Here is an 18,244-nt window from a genome sequence, read left to right as displayed (position 1 = left end):
TGACTAGCGGAAGGCGGCGGCGCGATCGCCCGGCAGCGTCGCGGGCTTCGCCCGCTCGCGGCGCTCGGTGACCGCCTCGATGTTGGTCCGGATCGCGTCCGGGTTCGGGTGGATGGGCAGCGCGAGCGCGTACAGCTCGAGCGCGCGGTCGAAGCGCCCCGCCTGCGCGTGGATGAGGGCCTGCCCCTCGAGCGCGCGGGCCGCGAGCTCCGGGCGCGGCTTGCTGTCGATGAGCGCCTGGAAGGCGGAGAGCGCCTCGTCGTCGCGCTTCTCGAGCGACCACGCCTGGGCGGTGAGGAGCTGCGCCTCGTCGGCGAGCTCGTGATCGGGCCACTTCTCCCGCAGGATGCGGGCCTCGGTGCGCGCCTGCGACCAGTTCTTGAGCTCGAGGTAGGCGCGGGCGACCTCGAGCTGGTAGCGCGGCGCCTCCGGCGCGCTCGAGGCGGCGACGTCCGCGTACTGGGCGATCGCGGCGAGCGGGTCGCGGAAGCGCTCGCGGTAGATGTCGCCGATCTGGACGCGCGCCTCGCGCGCCTCCTTGCCGCCCGGGTAGAGCGCCACGATGCGCCGGTAGTAGGAGATCGCGCCGGTGTAGTCGCCGAGCTCCAGGTACGAGACGTCCCCCGCGAAGCGCAGCGCCTTGCAGCGCACCGCCGCCTCGTCGGGCGAGAGCGTCGCGTCGCCGAGCTCGGCGAGCACCGCCTTGTAGCCCTGGAGCGCGCCCTTCGGGTCGCCCGCGTGGCGCTTCCCGTTCGCCTCCTCGAGCCGCTTCGCCGGCGAGGCGCAGGCGAGCGCGAGCGCCGCCGCGAGCGCGGCGGCGAAGGGGCCCGACCGCCGCCTCACGCGCCGGCCTCCGGCTCCCCGCCGCCCTGGTCCTCCGGCCCGCCCTCGGGCGGCTCCTCGCCCTCCGCCGCCTCGGCGACCCCGGCCGCCGCCGCCTCGGGCGTGGTCTCGGCGACGCGCGCGAGGCCCACCACCTGCTCGGACTTGGACTCGAGGGTGATGAGGCGGACGCCCTGGGTGTTCCGCCCGATGAGGCTGATCCCGCGCGAGGGCATGCGGATGAGCATGCCGCCGTTCGTGATGAGCATCACCTCCTCGGCGTCGGACACGAGCGCCGCGGCGACCACCGGGCCGTTCCGCTCGGTGGTCTTGATGGTGATGATGCCCTTCCCGCCGCGGCTCTGGATGCGGTACTCGGCGAGCTCGGTGCGCTTGCCGTAGCCGTTCTGCGTGACGGTGAGGATGGTCGGCGCGGGCTCGCCCTCCGGCGGCGCCGCCGGGATCGACTCGGCCGAGACGACCGCGTCCTCCGCCTCGAGGGTGATGCCCTTCACGCCGTAGGCGGTCCGCCCCATGGCGCGCACGTCGGACTCCTCGAAGCGGATGGCCATCCCCTGCGCGGTCGAGAGGAGCACGTGGCTCTTGCCGTCGATGAGCCGCGCGGCGATGAGCTCGTCGCCCTCCTCGATGCCGAGCGCGATGATGCCGGCCGCGCGCGGCCTCGCGAACTGCTCGAGGCGGGTCTTCTTGATGAGCCCCCGGCGCGTGGCCATGAACACGAACTGTCCGGGCTCGGCGGCGACCGCGCCGTTCGCCTTCTCGGCGGGCTCCGCGGCCTCGGCCTCGCCCGGCTCGGCGGCGATCTCGGCCGCATCCTCGGCGCCGGCGGGCTCCGGGAGCCGCCGCACCGGCAGGATCGCGGCGACCTTCTCGCCCGGCGAGAGCTGCACGAGGTTCACGATGGGCTTGCCGCGCGCGGCGCGCCCGGCCGGCGGGATCTCGTGGACCTTGAGCCAGTAGACCTTGCCCTTGTCCGAGAAGACGAGCAGGTAGCTGTGCGTCGAGGCGACGAAGATCGCCTCGAGGAAGTCCTCGTCCCGCGTGGCCGCGCCGGTCTTGCCGCGCCCGCCGCGCCGCTGGGCGCGATAGAGCGACACCGGGTTCCGCTTCACGTAGCCGGCGTGGGAGACGGTGACGACCATCTCCTCCTCGGCGATGAGGTCCTCCGTGGAGTAGTCGGTCGCCTCGCCCAGGATCTCGGTGCGCCGCTCGTCGGCGAAGAGCTGCCGCACCTCCTTCAGCTCCGAGACGATGACCTCCATGAGGACGGCCTCGGAGGCGAGGATCTCCTTCAGGCGGCCGATGAGCTTCTGCACCTCGGCGAGCTCGTCCAGGATCTTCTGGCGCTCGAGGCCGGTGAGGCGCTGCAGCTGCATCTCGAGGATGGCCTTCGCCTGGAGCTCCGAGAGGGCGAAGCCGGTCATGAGCCCGTCGCGGGCCGCGTCGCGGTCGGGCGCCTTGCGGATGAGCTCGATGATCTCGTCGAGGTGGTCGAGCGCGATCTGCAGGCCGAGCAGGATGTGCTCGCGCTCGCGCGCCTTGCGCAGCTCGAAGCGCGTGCGGCGGGTGACCACGTCGCGGCGGTGGGCGACGAAGCGCTCGAGCAGCTCCTTCAGGTTGAGGATGCGCGGCTGGCCGCCGTCGATGGCGAGGAGCGTCACGCCGAAGCCGGTCTGCATCTGCGTGTGGGCGTACAGGTTGTTCAGCACCACCTGCGCGACCGCGTCACGCTTCAGCTCGATGACGATGCGCATGCCCTCGCGGCTGGACTCGTCGCGGAGGTCGCTGATCCCCTCGAGGCGCTTGTCGCGCACGAGCTCGGCGATGTGCTCGACGAGCTTCGCCTTGTTCACCTGGTAGGGGATCTCGGTGACGACGATCGCCTCGCGCTCGGTCTTGGGGTGGACCTCGACCGACGCGCGCGCGCGCACCTGGATGGTGCCGCGCCCCTTCTCGTAGGCGGCGCGGATGCCGTCGCGCCCCTGGATGATCCCGGCGGTCGGGAAGTCCGGCCCGGGGATGAAGCGCATGAGCTCCGGGACGGACGCCTTGGGGTTCGAGATGAGGTGCGCCACCGCGTCGAGCACCTCGCCCATGTTGTGGGGCGGGATGTTCGTCGCCATGCCGACCGCGATGCCGGCCGAGCCGTTGACGAGCAGGTTGGGGAAGCGGGTGGGGAGGACGAGCGGCTCGACGGTCGAGTCGTCGAAGTTCGGCCCCCAGTCGACCGTCTCCTTGTCGATGTCGGCGAGGAGGAAGTCGGCGAGCCGCTCGAGGCGGGACTCGGTGTACCGGTAGGCCGCGGCGGGATCGCCGTCGACCGAGCCGAAGTTGCCCTGGCCGTCGATGAGCGGGTAGCGGAGGTTCCAGTCCTGGGCGAGCCGGACGAGGGCGTCGTAGACCGAGGAGTCGCCGTGGGGGTGGTACTTCTTCAGCACCTCGCCGACGACGCCGGCGCACTTCGAGTAGCGCTTGTTGTGGTGCAGCCCCTCGGTGTGCATCGCGTACATCACGCGGCGGTGCACGGGCTTCAGGCCGTCGCGCACGTCCGGCAGCGCGCGGCCGATGATGACCGACATCGAGTAGTCGAGATACGACTTGCGCATCTCGTCTTCGATCGCGACCTGGGCGCGCTGCCCGTCTCCGGGCGGCGGCGCCCCGGGGGCGGCGGCGGGCGGGCTCGGCGGGAGGTTCTCTTCGGCCATCGGAGCTCTTCCCTCCCGGGCCATAGGCGCGCGAGGGGGTTCGAGCGCGCGGGCACCTGGGAGAAGGGGGTGTTTTAGCCGGTTTCCCTCGGAGATTCAACGCTTTTGCCCGTCCCGGGGCGGGCCTTCGGGGCGTCCGCCGGGCCCGCGCGGCGGACCCCTCCGCGCGCCCCCGAGCGCCGCGCTCGTCCTTCACGATCCGTCCCGCCCGGACGCCCGCGCCGGCCCGAAAAAAGAGAGCGGGGAGGCGCGCCGTGCGCCTCCCCGCCCTGGGTCCACGAGTGGAGCGAGACGCCTAGCGCCCGGCCACCGAGAGCCGCGCCGCGGCCCGGCGCACGCGCGCCGACTCCTCGCCGTAGTGGCCGTCCTGCTCGGTGAGGCGGAGCAGCCGATCCTGCGCGTCGTCGAAGGCGCGCTTCGCCCGCTCGACGTCGATGTCGGCGGCCGCCTCGGCGGTGTCGGCGAGCACGATGACCCGGTTGTCGGCGACCTGCAGGAAGCCGCCGCCCACCGCGTAGTGGTGCTCCCGGCCCCCCTCTACGTACGTGAGCCGACCGGGCTCCAGCGCCGTCATGAAGGGCTCGTGGTTCAGGCGGATGCCGAAGCCGCCCGCGACGCCCGGTGCGCGGACCTCGTCGACGGTGACCGAGAGGACGCGCCGCTCCGGCGTGACGATGTCGAGGGTGAGCGCCATCGGTTACCCCGCGGCCAGCTTCTTCGCCTTCTCGACCGCCTCGTCGATGCCGCCCACCATGTAGAACGCCTGCTCCGGCAGGTCGTCGTGCTTGCCGTCCACGATCTCCTTGAAGCCGCGGATCGTGTCGGCGAGCTCGACGTACTTGCCCGGGTTGCCGGTGAACTGCTCGGCGACGTGGAACGGCTGCGAGAGGAAGCGCTGGACCTTGCGGGCGCGCGCCACGGTGAGCTTGTCGTCCTCGGAGAGCTCGTCCATGCCGAGGATGGCGATGATGTCCTGGAGGTCCTTGTAGCGCTGCAGCGTCTCCTGGACGACGCGGGCGACCTGGTAGTGCTCCTGGCCGACGACGAGCGGGTCGAGGATTCGCGAGGTCGAGTCGAGCGGATCGACGGCCGGGTAGATGCCGATCTCGGTCAGCTTGCGGCTGAGCACCGTCGTCGCGTCGAGGTGGGCGAACGCGGTCGCCGGGGCCGGGTCGGTGAGGTCGTCGGCGGGGACGTAGATGGCCTGCACCGAGGTGATGGCGCCGTTCTTCGTGGAGGTGATGCGCTCCTGGAGCTCGCCCATCTCGGTGGAGAGCGTCGGCTGGTAACCGACGGCCGAGGGGATGCGGCCGAGGAGCGCCGACACCTCGGAGCCCGCCTGCGTGAAGCGGAAGATGTTGTCGATGAAGAGCAGCATGTCCCGGTTCTCTTCGTCGCGGAAGTACTCCGCGATGGCGAGCGCCGAGAGCGCCACCCGGGCGCGCGCGCCGGGCGGCTCGTTCATCTGCCCGTACACGAGCACGCACTGGCTCTTCGAGAGGTCGTCCTTGTTGATGACGCCCGACTCGATCATCTCGTGGTAGAGGTCGTTCCCCTCGCGGGTGCGCTCGCCCACGCCGGCGAACACCGAGAACCCGCCGCGCTTCTTCGCGACGTTGTTCACGAGCTCCATGAGGAGCACGGTCTTGCCGACGCCGGCGCCGCCGAAGAGGCCGATCTTGCCGCCGCGGAGGTACGGGGCGAGGAGGTCGATGACCTTGATGCCGGTCTCGAACGCCTCGATCTTCACGTTCTGCTCGACGAGGGTCGGCGCCGGGCGGTGGATGGGGAACTTGCGCACCGACGCCACGGGCCCGCGCTCGTCGACCGGCTCGCCGACGACGTTGAGGATGCGGCCGAGCACCTCCTTGCCGACCGGCACGGAGATGGGGGCGCCGGTGGTGCGCACGCCCATGCCGCGCACGAGGCCTTCGGTCGAGTCCATCGCGATGCAGCGGGCGGTGTTCTCGCCGAGGTGCTGGGCGACCTCGATGACGAGGTTGTCGGCGCGCGCGTCGAGCGCGGGGTTCGTCACCGAGAGCGCGGTGTAGATGTCCGGCAGCGCTCCGGGCGGGAACTCCACGTCCACGACCGGGCCGATGACCTGGGTGATCCTGCCGCTCTGAACGTTCGTCGGGGTGGTCATGTCTTCCTTTCCCAAATCTACTTGAGCGCCTCGGCGCCGCTCACGATCTCCATCAGCTCCTTCGTGACGTAGGCCTGGCGCGCGCGGTTGTACTGAAGGGTGAGCGAGGCGATCATCTCCTCGGCGTTCTTGGTCGCGCTCTCCATCGCGCTCATGCGCGCGCCGTGCTCGCTGGCGGCGGACTCGAGCAGCGCGCGCCACACCTGCATCGCGATGTGGCGGGGGAGCAGGTCGCGCAGGAGCCCCTCGCGCGACGGCTCGTACTTGAAGTCGATGGCGGCGCCGCTCGCGTCGGCGCCGGGCGCCGTCTCGATGGGCAGGAGCTGGAACACCACCGGCTTCTGGGAGATGGCGCTCTTGAACTCGTTGTAGGCGAGGAAGACCGCGTCCACCTCGCCGGAGAGGTAGCGCTCCGTGTACTCGCGGGCGAGGTCCTCGGCCTTCTCGTAGGTGAGGGCCGCGTTCACCCCGGTGAAGTCCTTGCGGACCTCCACCTTGCGCGCCCGGAAGAAGTCGCGCCCCTTGCGGCCGACGGTGGCGAGCTGGATGCGCTCGAACCGGTCGCCGTTCTCGACGAGGAAGCGCTGCGTGAAGCGGGCGATGTTCGAGTTGAAGCCGCCGGCGAGGCCGCGGTCGCTCGTGATGACCACCACCTCGGCGGTGTGCTGGGCGCGCGGGGCGAGGAGCGGGTGGGCCACCACCTCGTCCGCGGCCGCGCGCGCCGCCACCCGCGCGAGCGTCTGCTCGAGGAGCTGCGCGTACGGGCGCGTCTTCAGGATGGCGTCCTGGGCCCGGCGCAGCTTGGCCGCCGAGACCATCTTCATCGCCTTCGTGATCTGCCGCGTCGACTTGACCGAGCCGATGCGGTTCCGGATGTCGCGCAGTGAGGGCACGGGGGCTCGTCCTCGGAGGGCCTACTGGCCCTCGATCTGGAACACGCCGCGGAACTCGCGGAGCGCCGCGTCGAGCTGGGCCTTGATGCCGTCGTCGAGCGCCTTCTTCTCGGCGATGGCGCGGGCGACCTCCGGGTGGCGGCCGTCGAGGAACTCGATGAGCTCCTGCATGTAGCGGCCGATCTGCTCGACCGGCACCGCGCGGATCCAGCCCTGGCCGTTCTCGTCGCGCATGGTCGCCGCGTAGATCTGGATGACCTGCTTCTCGACCGGCATCGGCAGGTACTGGCCCTGCTTCAGCACCTCCACGAGCCGCTCGCCGCGGGCGAGGGTCTCCTGGGTGGCCTTGTCGAGGTCGGAGCCGAACTGGGCGAACGCGGCGAGCTCGCGGTACTGGGCGAGCTCGAGCTTGAGCGAGCCGGCGACCTGCTTCATCGCCTTGATCTGCGCGGAGCCGCCGACGCGGGACACCGAGATGCCGACGTTAATGGCCGGCCGGACGCCCTGATAGAAGAGGTTCGACTCGAGGAAGATCTGGCCGTCGGTGATGGAGATGACGTTCGTCGGGATGTACGCCGACACGTCGCCGGCCTGCGTCTCGATGATGGGGAGCGCGGTGAGCGACCCGCCGCCCTCCTTGTCGGAGAGCTTCGCGGCGCGCTCGAGCAGGCGGCTGTGGAGGTAGAACACGTCGCCCGGGTACGCCTCGCGGCCCGGCGGGCGGCGCAGCAGCAGCGAGAGCTGGCGGTACGCCACGGCCTGCTTCGAGAGGTCGTCGTAGATGATGAGCGCGTGGCGGCCGGAGTCGCGGAAGTACTCCGCCATGGTCACGCCGGTGTACGGCGCGAGGTACTGCATCGGGGCGGGGTCGGACGCGTTCGCCGCGACGACCGTCGTGTACTCCATCGCGCCGTGCTTCTTGAGCGTGTCGACGACGCGGGCCACCGTCGACTGCTTCTGGCCGATGGCCACGTAGAAGCAGTGGAGGTTGTTCCCCTTGTTGTTGATGATCGTGTCGATCGCGACCGCGGTCTTGCCCGTCTGGCGGTCGCCGAGGATGAGCTCGCGCTGCCCGCGGCCGACCGGGACCAGGGCGTCGATCGCCTTGAGGCCGGTCTGCATCGGCTCGTGCACCGACTTGCGCTTCACGATGCCGGGGGCCTTGATCTCGATCTTGCGGGTCTGCTTCGCGTTGATCGGGCCGCGGCCGTCGATGGGGTTGCCGAGGCCGTCGACCACGCGGCCGAGCAGCTCCTCGCCCACCGGCACCTCGGCGATCTTCCCGGTGCGCTTCACCGGGTCGCCCTCGCGGATGTGCTCGTAGGCGCCCATGATGGCGGCGCCGACGTTGTCCTCCTCGAGGTTGAGGACGAGGCCGGAGACGCCGCCCGGGAACTCGAGCAGCTCGCCGGCGGCGGCGCCGGCGAGGCCGTAGATGCGGGCGACGCCGTCCGCCTGGCTGAGGACGGTGCCGGTCTCGGCGACGTCGACCTTCTTGCCGTAGTCCTTGATCTGCTCGCGGATGATGCGGCTGATCTCGTCGGCGCGGATATCCATCGTGAGGCTCTCCGGAGGATGAACTGACAGTTAAAGATCGCTACTGCTTCAGCTGGCGCCGCAGATCCTCGAGCTGGGTGCGGACCGAGCCGTCGTAGACGACGCTGCCGACCTGCGCGACGACGCCGCCGAGCAGGGCGGGGTTGACCTCGCGATCGAGGAGGACGGTGGCCTTCGTCGCCTGCGAGAGCCGGTCGGCGATGGCCTTCGCGGCGGCGGCGTCGAGGGGGACCGCGCTCGTCACCTTGGCCCGGACCCGGCCGAGGTGCGCGTCGGCGAGGGCCCGGAAGTGCTCGACGATGTTGCCCAGGTAGGCAAGGCGGTTCCGGTCGCCGAGGAGGAGGAGCAGGTTCGCGGGCTCGGCTTCGAGCCTGAACGCGGCCGCGAGCTTCTCCACGATGGCCCGCCGCTGCTCGCGCGAGTACACCGGGTTGGACAGAACGTCGCGGAGATCGTCAGAGCCCTCGACAGCCTCCTTGAGGGACTGGAGGCTCTCGCTCCAGGGCTCTACTCGACCCATCTCCGCAGCCAGGCTGAAGAGCGCCCGCGCGTACCGCCGGGCAATGGAACCCATGATCATAAGGGACGCGCTCCGTAGCACGGTGTGGGTGCGACGGTCAAGCACGAATCTCCCGGCAGTACTTGGACTTAGGCTCGGTCGAAGCCCTCCCGTTTGACAGCCCGCGACCTCGCTTTACGTTCGCGTTGCCAAAAGGAGGATGAAAATCATGGCGATGCCGACGAGATGGGAGCCCTTCCGTGACCTCGCTCGTCTCCAGGACGAGATGAACCGACTTTTCGACGATCGCGCCTACAAGACCAGCGAGTCGGTCGGCTGGACTCCGCCCTGCGACATCTTCGAGGACGACGACGAGCTGGCGCTCCGCTTCGACCTCGCGGGGGTTGACCCGAAGGACGTAGACATCCGGTTCGAGAACGGGGTCCTCACGCTCAAGGGCGAGCGGAAGCTCGAGAACGAGGCGCGGCGCGACAGCTATCACCGCATCGAGCTGGCCTACGGGACGTTCACGCGCTCGTTCTCGCTGCCGGCCACGGTCGACGCCGAGAAGATCCGCGCCGAGGCGAGGAACGGTTTACTCACCGTCCACCTGCCGAAGCGTGCCGAGACGAAGCCCCGCGCCATCCAGGTGAAGGTCGGCGTGTAGCGCCGAGGCGAGGCTCGGGCGCCCCGCGCGCCGAGACGAGAAGAGCGGGCCCGGTTCTCCCGGAGCCCGCTCTCTTCGTCTCTACGGCTGGAGTGCGTCCGGGAGCGCTACGACTTCACGGCGGCGACGGGGCCGGGAGCGGTGGCCGGCTTCGCGCCGCCCTTCTCCACGCCCTCCATCTTCGTCTGGCCCTCGAAGATCACGCCCTTCTCGATCATGAGGGACGGCGACTCGATGTTGCCGCGCATGCGCGCCGGGTGGTGCAGCTCGATCGCGCTCTTGGCCCGAACGTTCCCGTTGATCTCCCCGTGCACGATGATCGTGCCGCAGGTGATCTCGGCGTTGACCTTCGCGCCCTCGCCCACGACGAGCACGTCGTTCGTCACGATCGTCCCGGTGAACTTGCCGTCGATGCGGACGGTGCCCTCGAAGGTGAGCTTGCCCTCGAACTCGGACCCGCGCCCGAGCAGGGCGTTGAGGTCGCCGGTGGGGGTGGGAACGGACGACAGCTCATCGCGCTTCAGCATGGCCATGTTTCTCGGCTCCTCGTTGAGTGACTTCGCGGGCGTGGGCGCTCCGGGTGCGTCCGCGCCGACCGCCGGCGACGTCGCCTCCTCCCGCAGCTTTGTCCAGAAGGACATCCGTCCTCGCTGTGGTTGCTCCCCGAACATCGGGGCTGCCGCCCCCTCGGGCGGCGGTACAGGGAACTACGCTCCAATCTTCCCGAGTATTCCATCCAGCTCGTCGAGCGAGGAGTATTCAATCTCCAGGCGCCCGGCGACTGCAGACTTGGGCACGACCCTACACCTGGCCCCCAGCCGGCGCTGCAGGCGCTGTCCCAGCGCCTTGACGGCCGGGCTCTCGGAACCGCCGGAGGGACGGTCGCTTTCCTTCCGCCCGAGCGAGCGGACGAGCGCCTCGGTCGCCCGGACGGAGAGCCCCTCCCGGATGGCCTTTTGGGCCGCCCGCTTGATGGCCTCGGCGTCGTCGATGGCGAGCAGCGCGCGGGCGTGGCCCATGTCGAGCTGACCCTGTCGGACCGAGTCGCGCACCTCCTCGGGGAGCTTCAGGAGGCGCAGGGCGTTCGCCACGGTGGAGCGCTCCTTGCCGACGCGCTTCGCGATCTCGTCCTGCTTGAGGCCGTGGTCGCTCGCGAGCACCTCGTAGGCCTCGGCCTCCTCGATCGCGTTCAGGTCGGCGCGCTGTAGGTTCTCGATGAGCGCGAGCTCGAAGGCCTCGCGGTCGCTCGTCTCGCGCACGATGGCGGGGATCTCGCGGATCCCGGCGCGCTGCGAGGCGCGCCAGCGCCGCTCGCCGGCGACGATGCGGTACTTGCCGCCCTCCTTGCGCACGAGGATCGGCTCCACCACGCCATGCTCGCGGATGGAGGCGGCGAGCTCCTCGAGCTTCGCCTCGTCGAAGCGCTTGCGCGGCTGGTCCGGGTTCCGCTCGATCGCCTCGAGGGGCAGCGCGAGGAGCCCGCGCCCGGGCGCCACCGCCGCGGCGGCCGGCGCCGCGGCGGGCGCGACGCTCGCGGGGGGCGGCGCGTTCGAGAGCAGGGCGGCCATGCCGCGGCCGAGGGCGGGGCGGCGCTTGTCGGCGAGGCTCACGCGACACCTCCGAGCTGGCTGAAGCGGCCCGTCACCTCGCGCGCGAGCTCGAGGTAGCTCTGGCAGCCCTTCGAGGTCACGTCGTAGAGCAGGATGGGCTTGCCGTGGCTGGGCGCCTCGGAGAGCCGCACGTTGCGCGGGATGACGGTCTTGAAGACCTGGTCCGAGAACGTGCGGCGGATCTCCTCCGCCACCTGGTTGGAGAGGTTGTTGGGCGAGAACATGGTGAGGACGATGCCGTCCACGGTGAGCGCCGGGTTCGCGCTCGAGCGGACGAGCTCGATCGTCTTCAGCACGTCGGCGAGCCCCTCGAGCGCGTAGTACTCGCACTGGAGGGGGATGACGACGCCCTGGGCCGCGACGAGCCCGTTGAGCGTGAGGAGCCCGAGCGACGGCGGGCAGTCGATCACCACGTACTCGTACGAGCCCGCGACCTCGTCCACCGCGCGCTTCAGGCGCGACTCCCGCGACTCCAGCTCCGCGAGCTCGAGCTCGGCGCCCACGAGGTGCCGGGAGGCCGGGACGAGGTCTAGGAACTTGAGCTCCGTCTTGCGAACGGCGCTCGCCATCGGCACGCCGTCCACGAGCACCTCGTAGATGGAGCACTCCGACTCGTCACGTCGGATGCCGAGGGCGCTGCCGGCGTTCCCCTGGGGATCGACGTCCACGAGGAGGGTGCGCCGCTCGGCGGCGGCGAGCGAGGCGGCGAGGTTCACGGCCGTCGTGGTCTTGCCGACGCCGCCCTTCTGGTTCGCGATGGTGAGGATCCGGGCCATGGCCTGAGCATCCGTCTGCGGGGCGCGCGCCCCTTCCGTCGTGTTCGCCAACTCGGGACCTCTCGGTTGTTTCGCGCGACCCCCTGGCCGCGCCGGCGCGCACTTTGGCCGATCGATCTGACACGACGCGGCGTCCGAACGCCTCCGGCGCCTCCGCTTTCCGCCCATCGTCGCCCTCGCTCCTCGCGCTGTTCCACGTGGAACGTCGGTCCGGGAGGGCAGCGGCAGCCGCTCGGCCGGGCACGACGTTTCACGTGGAACATCGCCAGCGGGGGACCGCTTCCCGCGGGCGGGCGCGGCCAGTGGGCAACCCTCGTCCAGCAATGTTCCCGTGGTCTTCGTCGCGGGCGGGCGAGGCGAGGCGGCGTTCCCGGTCTGCGGGCGTGGAGGGCCCCTTGGGCGGGCGCTGGAAGGGCGGTTCGGACGCGGAGGTCGGCGCGAGGGTGGGGTTGCACCGCGACGGCGGGGGAGGCGGGAGGAGCTACGCGCAGCCGGGCCGCGAGCGGACGGTGATGCGTCGCCGTTCAGGCCGCGCTCGACCCTCCCTGATGCCTCGGGGCGCGGACGATGCGCATGCCCGCCCGCGAACGCGAAAGCTCGGGCGTACCCTGCCGAGGGCCCGAGGCCCGTCGAGCGGCCGGTCCTCAGCCGGAACCGGCGCCCGGCCATGGGGGCCACGGCCAAAGTGAGGAATGAAGCAGCTCTTCGCGACGCGCGCCCGCGTCGCCACCACCGCCCGAATCGTCGAAGCGGTTCATCTCGTCCTGGAGACGAGCGAGGTCACGGGAACGGTGTCTTCCGTCGGCTAGGCGGGGCCGTGCTCGCGCTCGCGCTATTGCAGATTCCCGCAGCACCAGAGCTCCCGGCAGTCGCGCGCCGCGTCCGCTGAGTCGAAGCGACCTGCGGCGTGGACCGTGTCCCGTCTTCCGCGAGCGCCACGCCTTCCACCGCGTTCCACGTGGAACAGCAGGACGCCGATTCGCTGCGCGTGAGTGGGCCGAGGTTCGGCGCCCGTGAGCTGCGCCGACCGCACAGGCGTCGACGACGACGCCCTTCGTGCGTCGTTCACGTCCGGGGACGACCGCCCATGAGTCCGCGCTTGCGCCTGGGCGCCCCGAGCCGCTCCCGCGGTCCTCCTGCGCACCATTCCGGACGGGCCGCCATCTCTCCCAGCCAAACGCCCGCGCGGCGGGTCGGATGGGGGAAGCGACCATCGGCGTAGACCGCATTCCCTCCGCCACGACCACGCACCACCAGCGTTCCACGTGGGACGGCAGGCCGTTCGCGGCGCGTGAGTGGGGGCCGACCTGAGGTGACCCGGGCGTCGGGATCACCTCCTCGCGCTTCCGCCACCCGTCTGAACCGCGCCGAGCGCCTCGGCGTCGACGACGACCCTTGGTGCATCGTTCACGTCTTCTGGACGTTGCTAACGACCGCCAGCCCAGGGTCGGTGCCGGCCGCTGGGCGCTTCCGCGCCGCCGCCCGAGATCCGCCGAAGCGCGGCGGCGCGCGAACCCGCTTGGACCCAGCCGTCAGGAGAGCGCGAGCCTGCGGCGTCGCGAGGCGGCGTTCCACGTGGAACATCGCGGTCCGTGGTGACTCCTCACGCCCGACGGCGTTCAGCTCGTGAACGGAACTCCTGGAGAGCCATGCTCGCGACTGTTCTCGCCGTCGCTCTCGCTTCCTCGCACGGGCACCGACCGACGCCGAGTTCGCGCGGCTCTACGCGACGGACGCCTACGTCCGACTCGAGCGGCGCGAGACGGAGATGAAGACCGTTCACCGACGCCGAGTTCCGCGCGTTCGTCACGTCCGATGCGCTGCTCGACGGCGGGCCGAACTCCAGCGGTGCTTCGCAGCATGGCAGCAGGCGGATCTCCCGGCGGCCGCAGAGCGAGCGCGCCGGTATCTCCCCACCGGCGCCCGGCTGCGCGCGACCGTCTACCTCGTGGTGAAGCCGAACAGCTTCGTGTTCGAGCTCGCCACGAACCCCGCAATCTTCTTCGCCGTGGGCGCGGACGCTCCCGATCCAGCGGTCATCCAGAACACCGTCGCGCACGAGCTTCACCACGTCGGCGCCGCGAGCGTCGCCGATCGGCTCGCTTCGCTCGCCGAGCCGCGCCGCACCGCGGCCCTCTGGACCGGGGCGTTTTCCGAAGGCATCGCCATGCGGGCCGCGGCTGGCGGACCGGACGTGCACCCGCACGCCGAGCGGGCGCGCTGGGACGCAGACCTCGCGCGCGCGCCGGAGGACCTCGGCGCGGTGAGCGCGTTTCTCCTCGACGTCGCCGAGGGCCGCCTCGTGGGCGACGCGATGGCCGAGGCCGGCCATCTTCCACGCCGATGGCGATCGCCCTCAGGGCGCCTGGTACACGCTCGGCTGGCGCATGGCCGTCGTCGTCGAGCGCCACCGCGGCCGGGCCGCAGTCGTCGCCTCGCTCAGGGACCCGCGCCTTCTCCTCGCGCAGTACCAGGAAGTTGCGCGCATGCTGAACGCGAACGGTGACCATCTCCCGCTCTGGCCCGACCGACTGCTGCGGCTGCTCTCGGATCCGAGCTGAAGCGGTTGCCTTCTGCGGGCCTGGTCGGCACGCGCTCGAGGAGCGGGAAGCGGTGCCCGTCCGTCGCGACCAGGCGAAGCCCGGACGGCGGCCGCGAGGTATCACCTGCCGTGATGTTTTACCATCCGTCATCCCGTGCAAGACCGCGACTCTCGTCCGGTCCCCCTGCCACCGGCCAGGCGGCGACGCGCCCCTTCTCCCGCTCGCCGCTGCCTGGAGCGAGGGGTAGCGCGGTCGCTCATGCGCTCCTCCTCACCCCGCCGCTCCGTGCCGGAGCGTGTCTCGTCGCGGCGCTGCTCGCCTGCGGCCGTGCTGATCGCGGGTCCGCACGGACGCGGCGGAGGGAGCGCCCGTCGTGGGGGACCCATCGGACGTCGCGCCGGAACCTCTCACGCGCGGGACCCTTCGGCTCGCGGGCTCGGGCCCGCGAAGAGCGGAGGGAGCGATGGCCTCGTATCTGATGCAGTTCAGCTTCACCGCGCAGGGCATCCAGCAGATCAAGGACAGCCCGGCGCGCGTCGAGGCGGCGAAGCAGACGGTCCGCGCCATGGGCGGTGAGGTGCGGGAGTTCTACGCGATCCTCGGCAGCGCCCACGACACGCTGTTCATCCTCGAGGCCCCGGACGACGCGGCGGTCGCGCGCATGGTCCTCGCCATCGGCTCGCGCGGCTACGTGCGCACCGAGACCCATCGCCTCTTCACCGAGGAAGAGTACGGGAAGGTCATCCGCTCGCTTCCCTGAGACGACGCGGGAGCGCACCCCGCCGCCGGATGCGGCGCACGCGCCTGCGCGCAGGCCCGGCGCGCGACCCGCCGCGCGCGCCACCTGCGACCACCGGGATCTCCGCCGTGGAGGAGACGCCGCGGCTGAAGCGGCGCGAGGTGGCCGAGCGGCACGCCGCGCCGCCGCCGAAGAGGAGGAGACCCGCGGGGTCTTCGCCCGGCGCCGCTACTGCGCGCGCCAGCGCGCGATGGCGCGCGCGGAGCGCGAGAGCGGCAGCTCGAAGCGCGAGACGTCGACGAGCGTGAGGCCGGCCGCCTCGCCGACGGCGGCGAGCCCCGCCGCGTCCGCGTCGCGCCCGAGCATGGCGAACAGCGTCCCGCCCGGCGCGAGGTAGCGGACGCCGAGCGGCACCCAGCGCTCGGGATCGGCGAGCGCGCGCGAGACCACCGCCTCGGCGCGCGGGAGCTTCTCCCGCTCCGGGTCGCCGTCGGCGCGGACCGCGAAGGCGCGGACCGCGAGGTCGAGCTCCGCGGAGACCGCCTTCACGAACGCGACCTTCTTCGCCACCGAGTCGCAGCAGGTGACCTCGAGCTCCGGCCGCGCGCAGGCGAGCGGCACGCCCGGCAGCCCCGCGCCGGCGCCCACGTCGAGGAGCGTGCGCGCGCCGCCGAGGAGGGGGAGCAGGAGCAGGCTGTCGACGAGGTGCTTCTCGGCGACCTCGGCGGGATCGGTGATGGTGGTGAGGTTCACCTTCCGGTTCCAGGCGAGGAGCCGGTCGGCGAAGCGCTCGAGGCGGGGGAGCGCCTCGGCGGAGACCGGCAGCCCGAAGGCCTCGATGCCGCGCCGCAGCGCCTCGTGGAAGGCGGCGTCCATGGCGTCGCTACTTCTTCTTCGCGCCGCGCCGGCCGATGGCCGCCTCGACCTCGCCCCGGTGCTCCGCGAGGTAGGCGTCGACCTCGGCGTCGTCGAGCTCGAGGTCGCGCAGCACGCCCTCGTACACGAAGCGGAACCCGGCGGCGTACTCGCGGTCCTGGAGCTCGAACGAGCGCCGCACCACCGCGGCCGAGAAGAGCCGCTCCGCCTTCGTGCGGGGACGCGCCACTACCGCTCGCCCCGCCCGCCCGGGATCACGAGCAGCTGGCGGAAGATGCCCTCGCCTTCGCTGCGGGTGGTGACGCCCTCGTGCTCGACGAGGGCGAGGTGGATCTGGCGGCGCTCGCGGGCGCTGATGGGCGCCACGGCGAGCACCTTGCCGGTGCGGATCGCGGCCGCGGCGAGCCGCTCCGCCATGGCCTTCACCGCGGGATCGCCCTCCTGGGCGAACCCGCCCACCTCGAGGTTCACCCACTTGCGCCCCTCGGAGCGCGGGTTCACCACGCGGTTCACGAGGTACTGGACCGCCTCGACGAGCGCCGAGGAGAGCTCGACGGCGTTCCCGGCGCGCGGGTTCAGGGCGACGCCGATCTGCTCGGCCGTCTCCTTCACCTCGACGTCCACCGCCGCGCCGAGCCGCTCGAGGAGCCCTGTGCAGAACTCCCGCGCCCGGGCGACCTTCTCCGGCGCCTCGGCCGGCGGCGGGCTCGGGGTTCCCTTGGTCTCGTCCATGGCTCCCCCCGGACTACTTGGCCTTCGCGGGCGCCGGCACGGCCGGCATGCGCCGCATCATCCACTGCTGCTGCGCGATGGACAGGAGGTTGTTCACGAAGATGTAGAGGGTGAGGCCCGCCGGCACGCTCAGCATGAGGAACGTGAAGAAGCCGGGCATGAAGTAGAGCATCATCTTCGCCTGCGCGTTGTCGGCGGGCTGGGGCGACAGGCGCTGCATGATGAACTGCGAGAGGCCCATCGCGATCGGCAGGACGAAGAACGGGTCCTTGATCGTGAGGTCGTGGATCCAGAGGAACGGCTCGCGGTAGAGCTCGACCGAGGTCTGCAGCGTCGCGTAGAGGGCGAACCAGATCGGCAGCTGGATGAGCATCGGCAGGCAGCCGCCGAGCGGGTTCACCTTGTGCTGCTGGTAGAGCTGCATCGTCGCGAGGTTCAGCTTCTCGCGGTCGTTGCCGTGCTTGGCCTTGAGCTTCTCGATCTCCGGCTGCAGCTTCCGCATCTCGTTCATCGACTGCATCGACTTCGCGGTGAGCGGGTAGAGCAGGAGCTTCACGAGCAGCGTGAGGAGGATGATCGCGACGCCCCAGTTCCCCACCAGCCGCTCGAACCAGCGCATCACATAGAGGAGCAGGCGGGCGAAGAACGCGAACGGGCGGGCCATCGTGCCGTAGTCGATGGCGCTCTCGAAGTTGCGGCCGTAGGCGCGCAGGTGATCGAGGTCCTTCGGGCCGGAGTACACGGTGAGCGCGTACTTGCGGGAGCCGCCCTCGTACGGCAGGCGGAGCGCGGCGAGCGCGCTGCCCTTCTCCGTGCCCTTCGCGAAGACGCAGCTCCCGGCCGGCTCGGCGGGGAAGATCGCCGAGACGAAGTAGCCCTGGTCGAGCCCGACCCAGGCCGCCGTGCCCTCCACCTTCTCGATGGCCTGGTCGCCGTCGACCTTGAAGCGCTCGGTCGTGTCCGCCGCGCGGCACACCGGGCGGATGAACTCGACCGGCGGCCCGGAGAAGAAGCCGCCGGACTTCGTCTTGGGCGGCATGTAGCCGGGGTAGAGGACGACGATCCCCGCGCCCGGCGCGGCGGCGCCCTGGACCTCGAGATCGAGGGCGAGCTCGTGGAACTTGCCGGTGAGGCGGAAGGTCTTCCGGACGGTGGCGTTGCCGGCGCGGCCCTCGAAGGTCACCGAGCGCGCGTCCTTCGCGACCACCCGCATCGGCGCGCGCGCCGACGGATCGCTCGCGGCGTCCTGCGCGCCGCCCAGCTCCGGCGAGGCCACGACCGCGAGCGGGTAGGGCTGATCCTTCGCCACCCGCACGAGGTCGATCTGCACCGGCTTCCCCTCGTGGTCGCGGCGGTACTTCTCGCCCTCGAGCACGACCTCCTTGAGCGCGCCGCCGTGGCTCGTGAGCACCGCCTCGAAGCCGTCGCCCGCGAGCTTCACGAGCTCCTCGGGGGTGTTCTCCGGGACGGCAGGCGCCGCAGGCGCCACCGGGGCAGGGGCAGCCGGGGCGGGCGCCGCCGGCGCGGTCTGGGCCGCCTCGGGACGCTTCTGCGCGCCGGGCTTCGGCTTCGGGGAGGGGAAGACGAACTGCCAGACGATGAGGACCGCCACGGAGAGGACGGTGGCGATGAGGACACGACGGTTCTCGGGACCCAAG

Annotated in this window: 17 protein-coding genes and 1 pseudogene; 4 read left to right on the top strand and 14 right to left on the bottom strand. The window is 71.3% G+C overall.

Annotated features, from left to right (window positions below; all coding sequences use genetic code 11):
- Positions 1–3 precede the first annotated feature (3 nt).
- From MNY60_RS11915 to atpH, 7 genes are all read right to left on the bottom strand, one after another.
- Positions 4–843 carry a tetratricopeptide repeat protein gene (locus MNY60_RS11915; RefSeq protein ID WP_242334175.1) on the bottom strand — a complete coding sequence of 280 codons (840 nt, stop codon included), beginning with the start codon at positions 841–843 and terminating at the stop codon, positions 4–6.
- Positions 840–3,548, bottom strand: a complete 2,709-nt coding sequence (gene gyrA / locus MNY60_RS11910; RefSeq protein ID WP_255821338.1) for a DNA gyrase subunit A — start codon at positions 3,546–3,548, stop codon at positions 840–842. The genes MNY60_RS11915 and gyrA overlap by 4 nt, the downstream gene beginning before the upstream one ends.
- 295 nt (positions 3,549–3,843) lie before the next feature.
- Positions 3,844–4,242 carry a F0F1 ATP synthase subunit epsilon gene (locus MNY60_RS11905; protein ID WP_242334172.1) on the bottom strand — a complete coding sequence of 133 codons (399 nt, stop codon included), beginning with the start codon at positions 4,240–4,242 and terminating at the stop codon, positions 3,844–3,846.
- 3 nt (positions 4,243–4,245) lie between these two features.
- Positions 4,246–5,694 (bottom strand): F0F1 ATP synthase subunit beta, encoded by a 1,449-nt coding sequence (gene atpD / locus MNY60_RS11900; protein ID WP_242334169.1) that lies wholly within the window; start codon positions 5,692–5,694, stop codon positions 4,246–4,248.
- Between the two features lie 17 nt (positions 5,695–5,711).
- Positions 5,712–6,587, bottom strand: coding sequence for an ATP synthase F1 subunit gamma (gene atpG / locus MNY60_RS11895; RefSeq protein WP_242334167.1), 876 nt, complete (start codon positions 6,585–6,587; stop codon positions 5,712–5,714).
- Between the two features lie 21 nt (positions 6,588–6,608).
- Entirely contained in the window at positions 6,609–8,144 is a 1,536-nt protein-coding gene (gene atpA, locus MNY60_RS11890; protein WP_242334164.1) for a F0F1 ATP synthase subunit alpha, read from the bottom strand.
- A 40-nt stretch (positions 8,145–8,184) separates the two neighbouring features.
- The gene (atpH, locus tag MNY60_RS11885; RefSeq protein ID WP_242360663.1) at positions 8,185–8,724 is read right to left on the bottom strand and encodes an ATP synthase F1 subunit delta; all 540 of its coding nucleotides are present in this window, start codon (positions 8,722–8,724) and stop codon (positions 8,185–8,187) included.
- A gap of 205 nt (positions 8,725–8,929) precedes the next feature.
- Here atpH and MNY60_RS11880 point away from each other — a divergent pair, with 205 nt between their 5' ends.
- Positions 8,930–9,310 carry an Hsp20/alpha crystallin family protein gene (locus MNY60_RS11880; protein WP_242334158.1) on the top strand — a complete coding sequence of 127 codons (381 nt, stop codon included), beginning with the start codon at positions 8,930–8,932 and terminating at the stop codon, positions 9,308–9,310.
- 107 nt (positions 9,311–9,417) lie between these two features.
- Here MNY60_RS11880 and MNY60_RS11875 read toward each other — a convergent pair whose 3' ends face one another.
- The 3 genes from MNY60_RS11875 to MNY60_RS11865 form a co-directional block, all read right to left on the bottom strand.
- Entirely contained in the window at positions 9,418–9,843 is a 426-nt protein-coding gene (locus MNY60_RS11875; protein ID WP_242334236.1) for a polymer-forming cytoskeletal protein, read from the bottom strand.
- A 174-nt stretch (positions 9,844–10,017) separates the two neighbouring features.
- On the bottom strand, positions 10,018–10,920 hold the full coding sequence (locus tag MNY60_RS11870) for a ParB/RepB/Spo0J family partition protein (RefSeq protein ID WP_242360662.1): 903 nt from the start codon (positions 10,918–10,920) through the stop codon (positions 10,018–10,020).
- Complete coding sequence (locus tag MNY60_RS11865) at positions 10,917–11,696, bottom strand: ParA family protein (protein WP_242334152.1); 780 nt, start codon at positions 11,694–11,696, stop codon at positions 10,917–10,919. The genes MNY60_RS11870 and MNY60_RS11865 overlap by 4 nt, the downstream gene beginning before the upstream one ends.
- 1,768 nt (positions 11,697–13,464) lie before the next feature.
- On the opposite strand from MNY60_RS11865, the pseudogene MNY60_RS11860 reads away from it, so the two are divergent.
- The 3 genes and pseudogenes from MNY60_RS11860 to MNY60_RS11855 form a co-directional block, all read left to right on the top strand.
- A pseudogene (locus MNY60_RS11860) lies at positions 13,465–13,983 on the top strand (DUF5700 domain-containing putative Zn-dependent protease); the annotation flags it as partial.
- Between the two features lie 100 nt (positions 13,984–14,083).
- On the top strand, positions 14,084–14,257 hold the full coding sequence (locus MNY60_RS24465) for a hypothetical protein (RefSeq protein WP_374109402.1): 174 nt from the start codon (positions 14,084–14,086) through the stop codon (positions 14,255–14,257).
- 445 nt (positions 14,258–14,702) lie between these two features.
- A complete protein-coding gene (locus MNY60_RS11855) occupies positions 14,703–14,999 on the top strand; it encodes a GYD domain-containing protein (RefSeq protein WP_242334149.1) in 297 nt (98 codons plus the stop codon).
- Positions 15,000–15,206: 207 nt separating this feature from the next.
- On the opposite strand, the gene rsmG is transcribed toward MNY60_RS11855, so the two are convergent.
- The 4 genes from rsmG to yidC are packed head-to-tail and all read right to left on the bottom strand — an operon-like array spanning position 15,207 to position 18,243.
- A complete protein-coding gene (gene rsmG / locus MNY60_RS11850) occupies positions 15,207–15,854 on the bottom strand; it encodes a 16S rRNA (guanine(527)-N(7))-methyltransferase RsmG (RefSeq protein ID WP_242334146.1) in 648 nt (215 codons plus the stop codon).
- Between the two features lie 7 nt (positions 15,855–15,861).
- Complete coding sequence (locus MNY60_RS11845) at positions 15,862–16,083, bottom strand: hypothetical protein (RefSeq protein ID WP_242334143.1); 222 nt, start codon at positions 16,081–16,083, stop codon at positions 15,862–15,864.
- On the bottom strand, positions 16,083–16,586 hold the full coding sequence (locus MNY60_RS11840; protein WP_242334140.1) for a R3H domain-containing nucleic acid-binding protein: 504 nt from the start codon (positions 16,584–16,586) through the stop codon (positions 16,083–16,085). Before MNY60_RS11840 ends, MNY60_RS11845 begins: the two co-directional genes overlap by 1 nt.
- A gap of 13 nt (positions 16,587–16,599) precedes the next feature.
- Positions 16,600–18,243, bottom strand: a complete 1,644-nt coding sequence (gene yidC, locus MNY60_RS11835) for a membrane protein insertase YidC (RefSeq protein WP_242360660.1) — start codon at positions 18,241–18,243, stop codon at positions 16,600–16,602.
- Position 18,244: the final 1 nt, after the last annotated feature.

Source organism: Anaeromyxobacter sp. SG17 (assembly GCF_022690695.1).
Classification (GTDB): domain Bacteria; phylum Myxococcota; class Myxococcia; order Myxococcales; family Anaeromyxobacteraceae; genus Anaeromyxobacter; species Anaeromyxobacter soli.
Note: the sequence above shows the minus strand (reverse complement) of the source record. Positions and strands in the feature narration are given on the sequence as shown.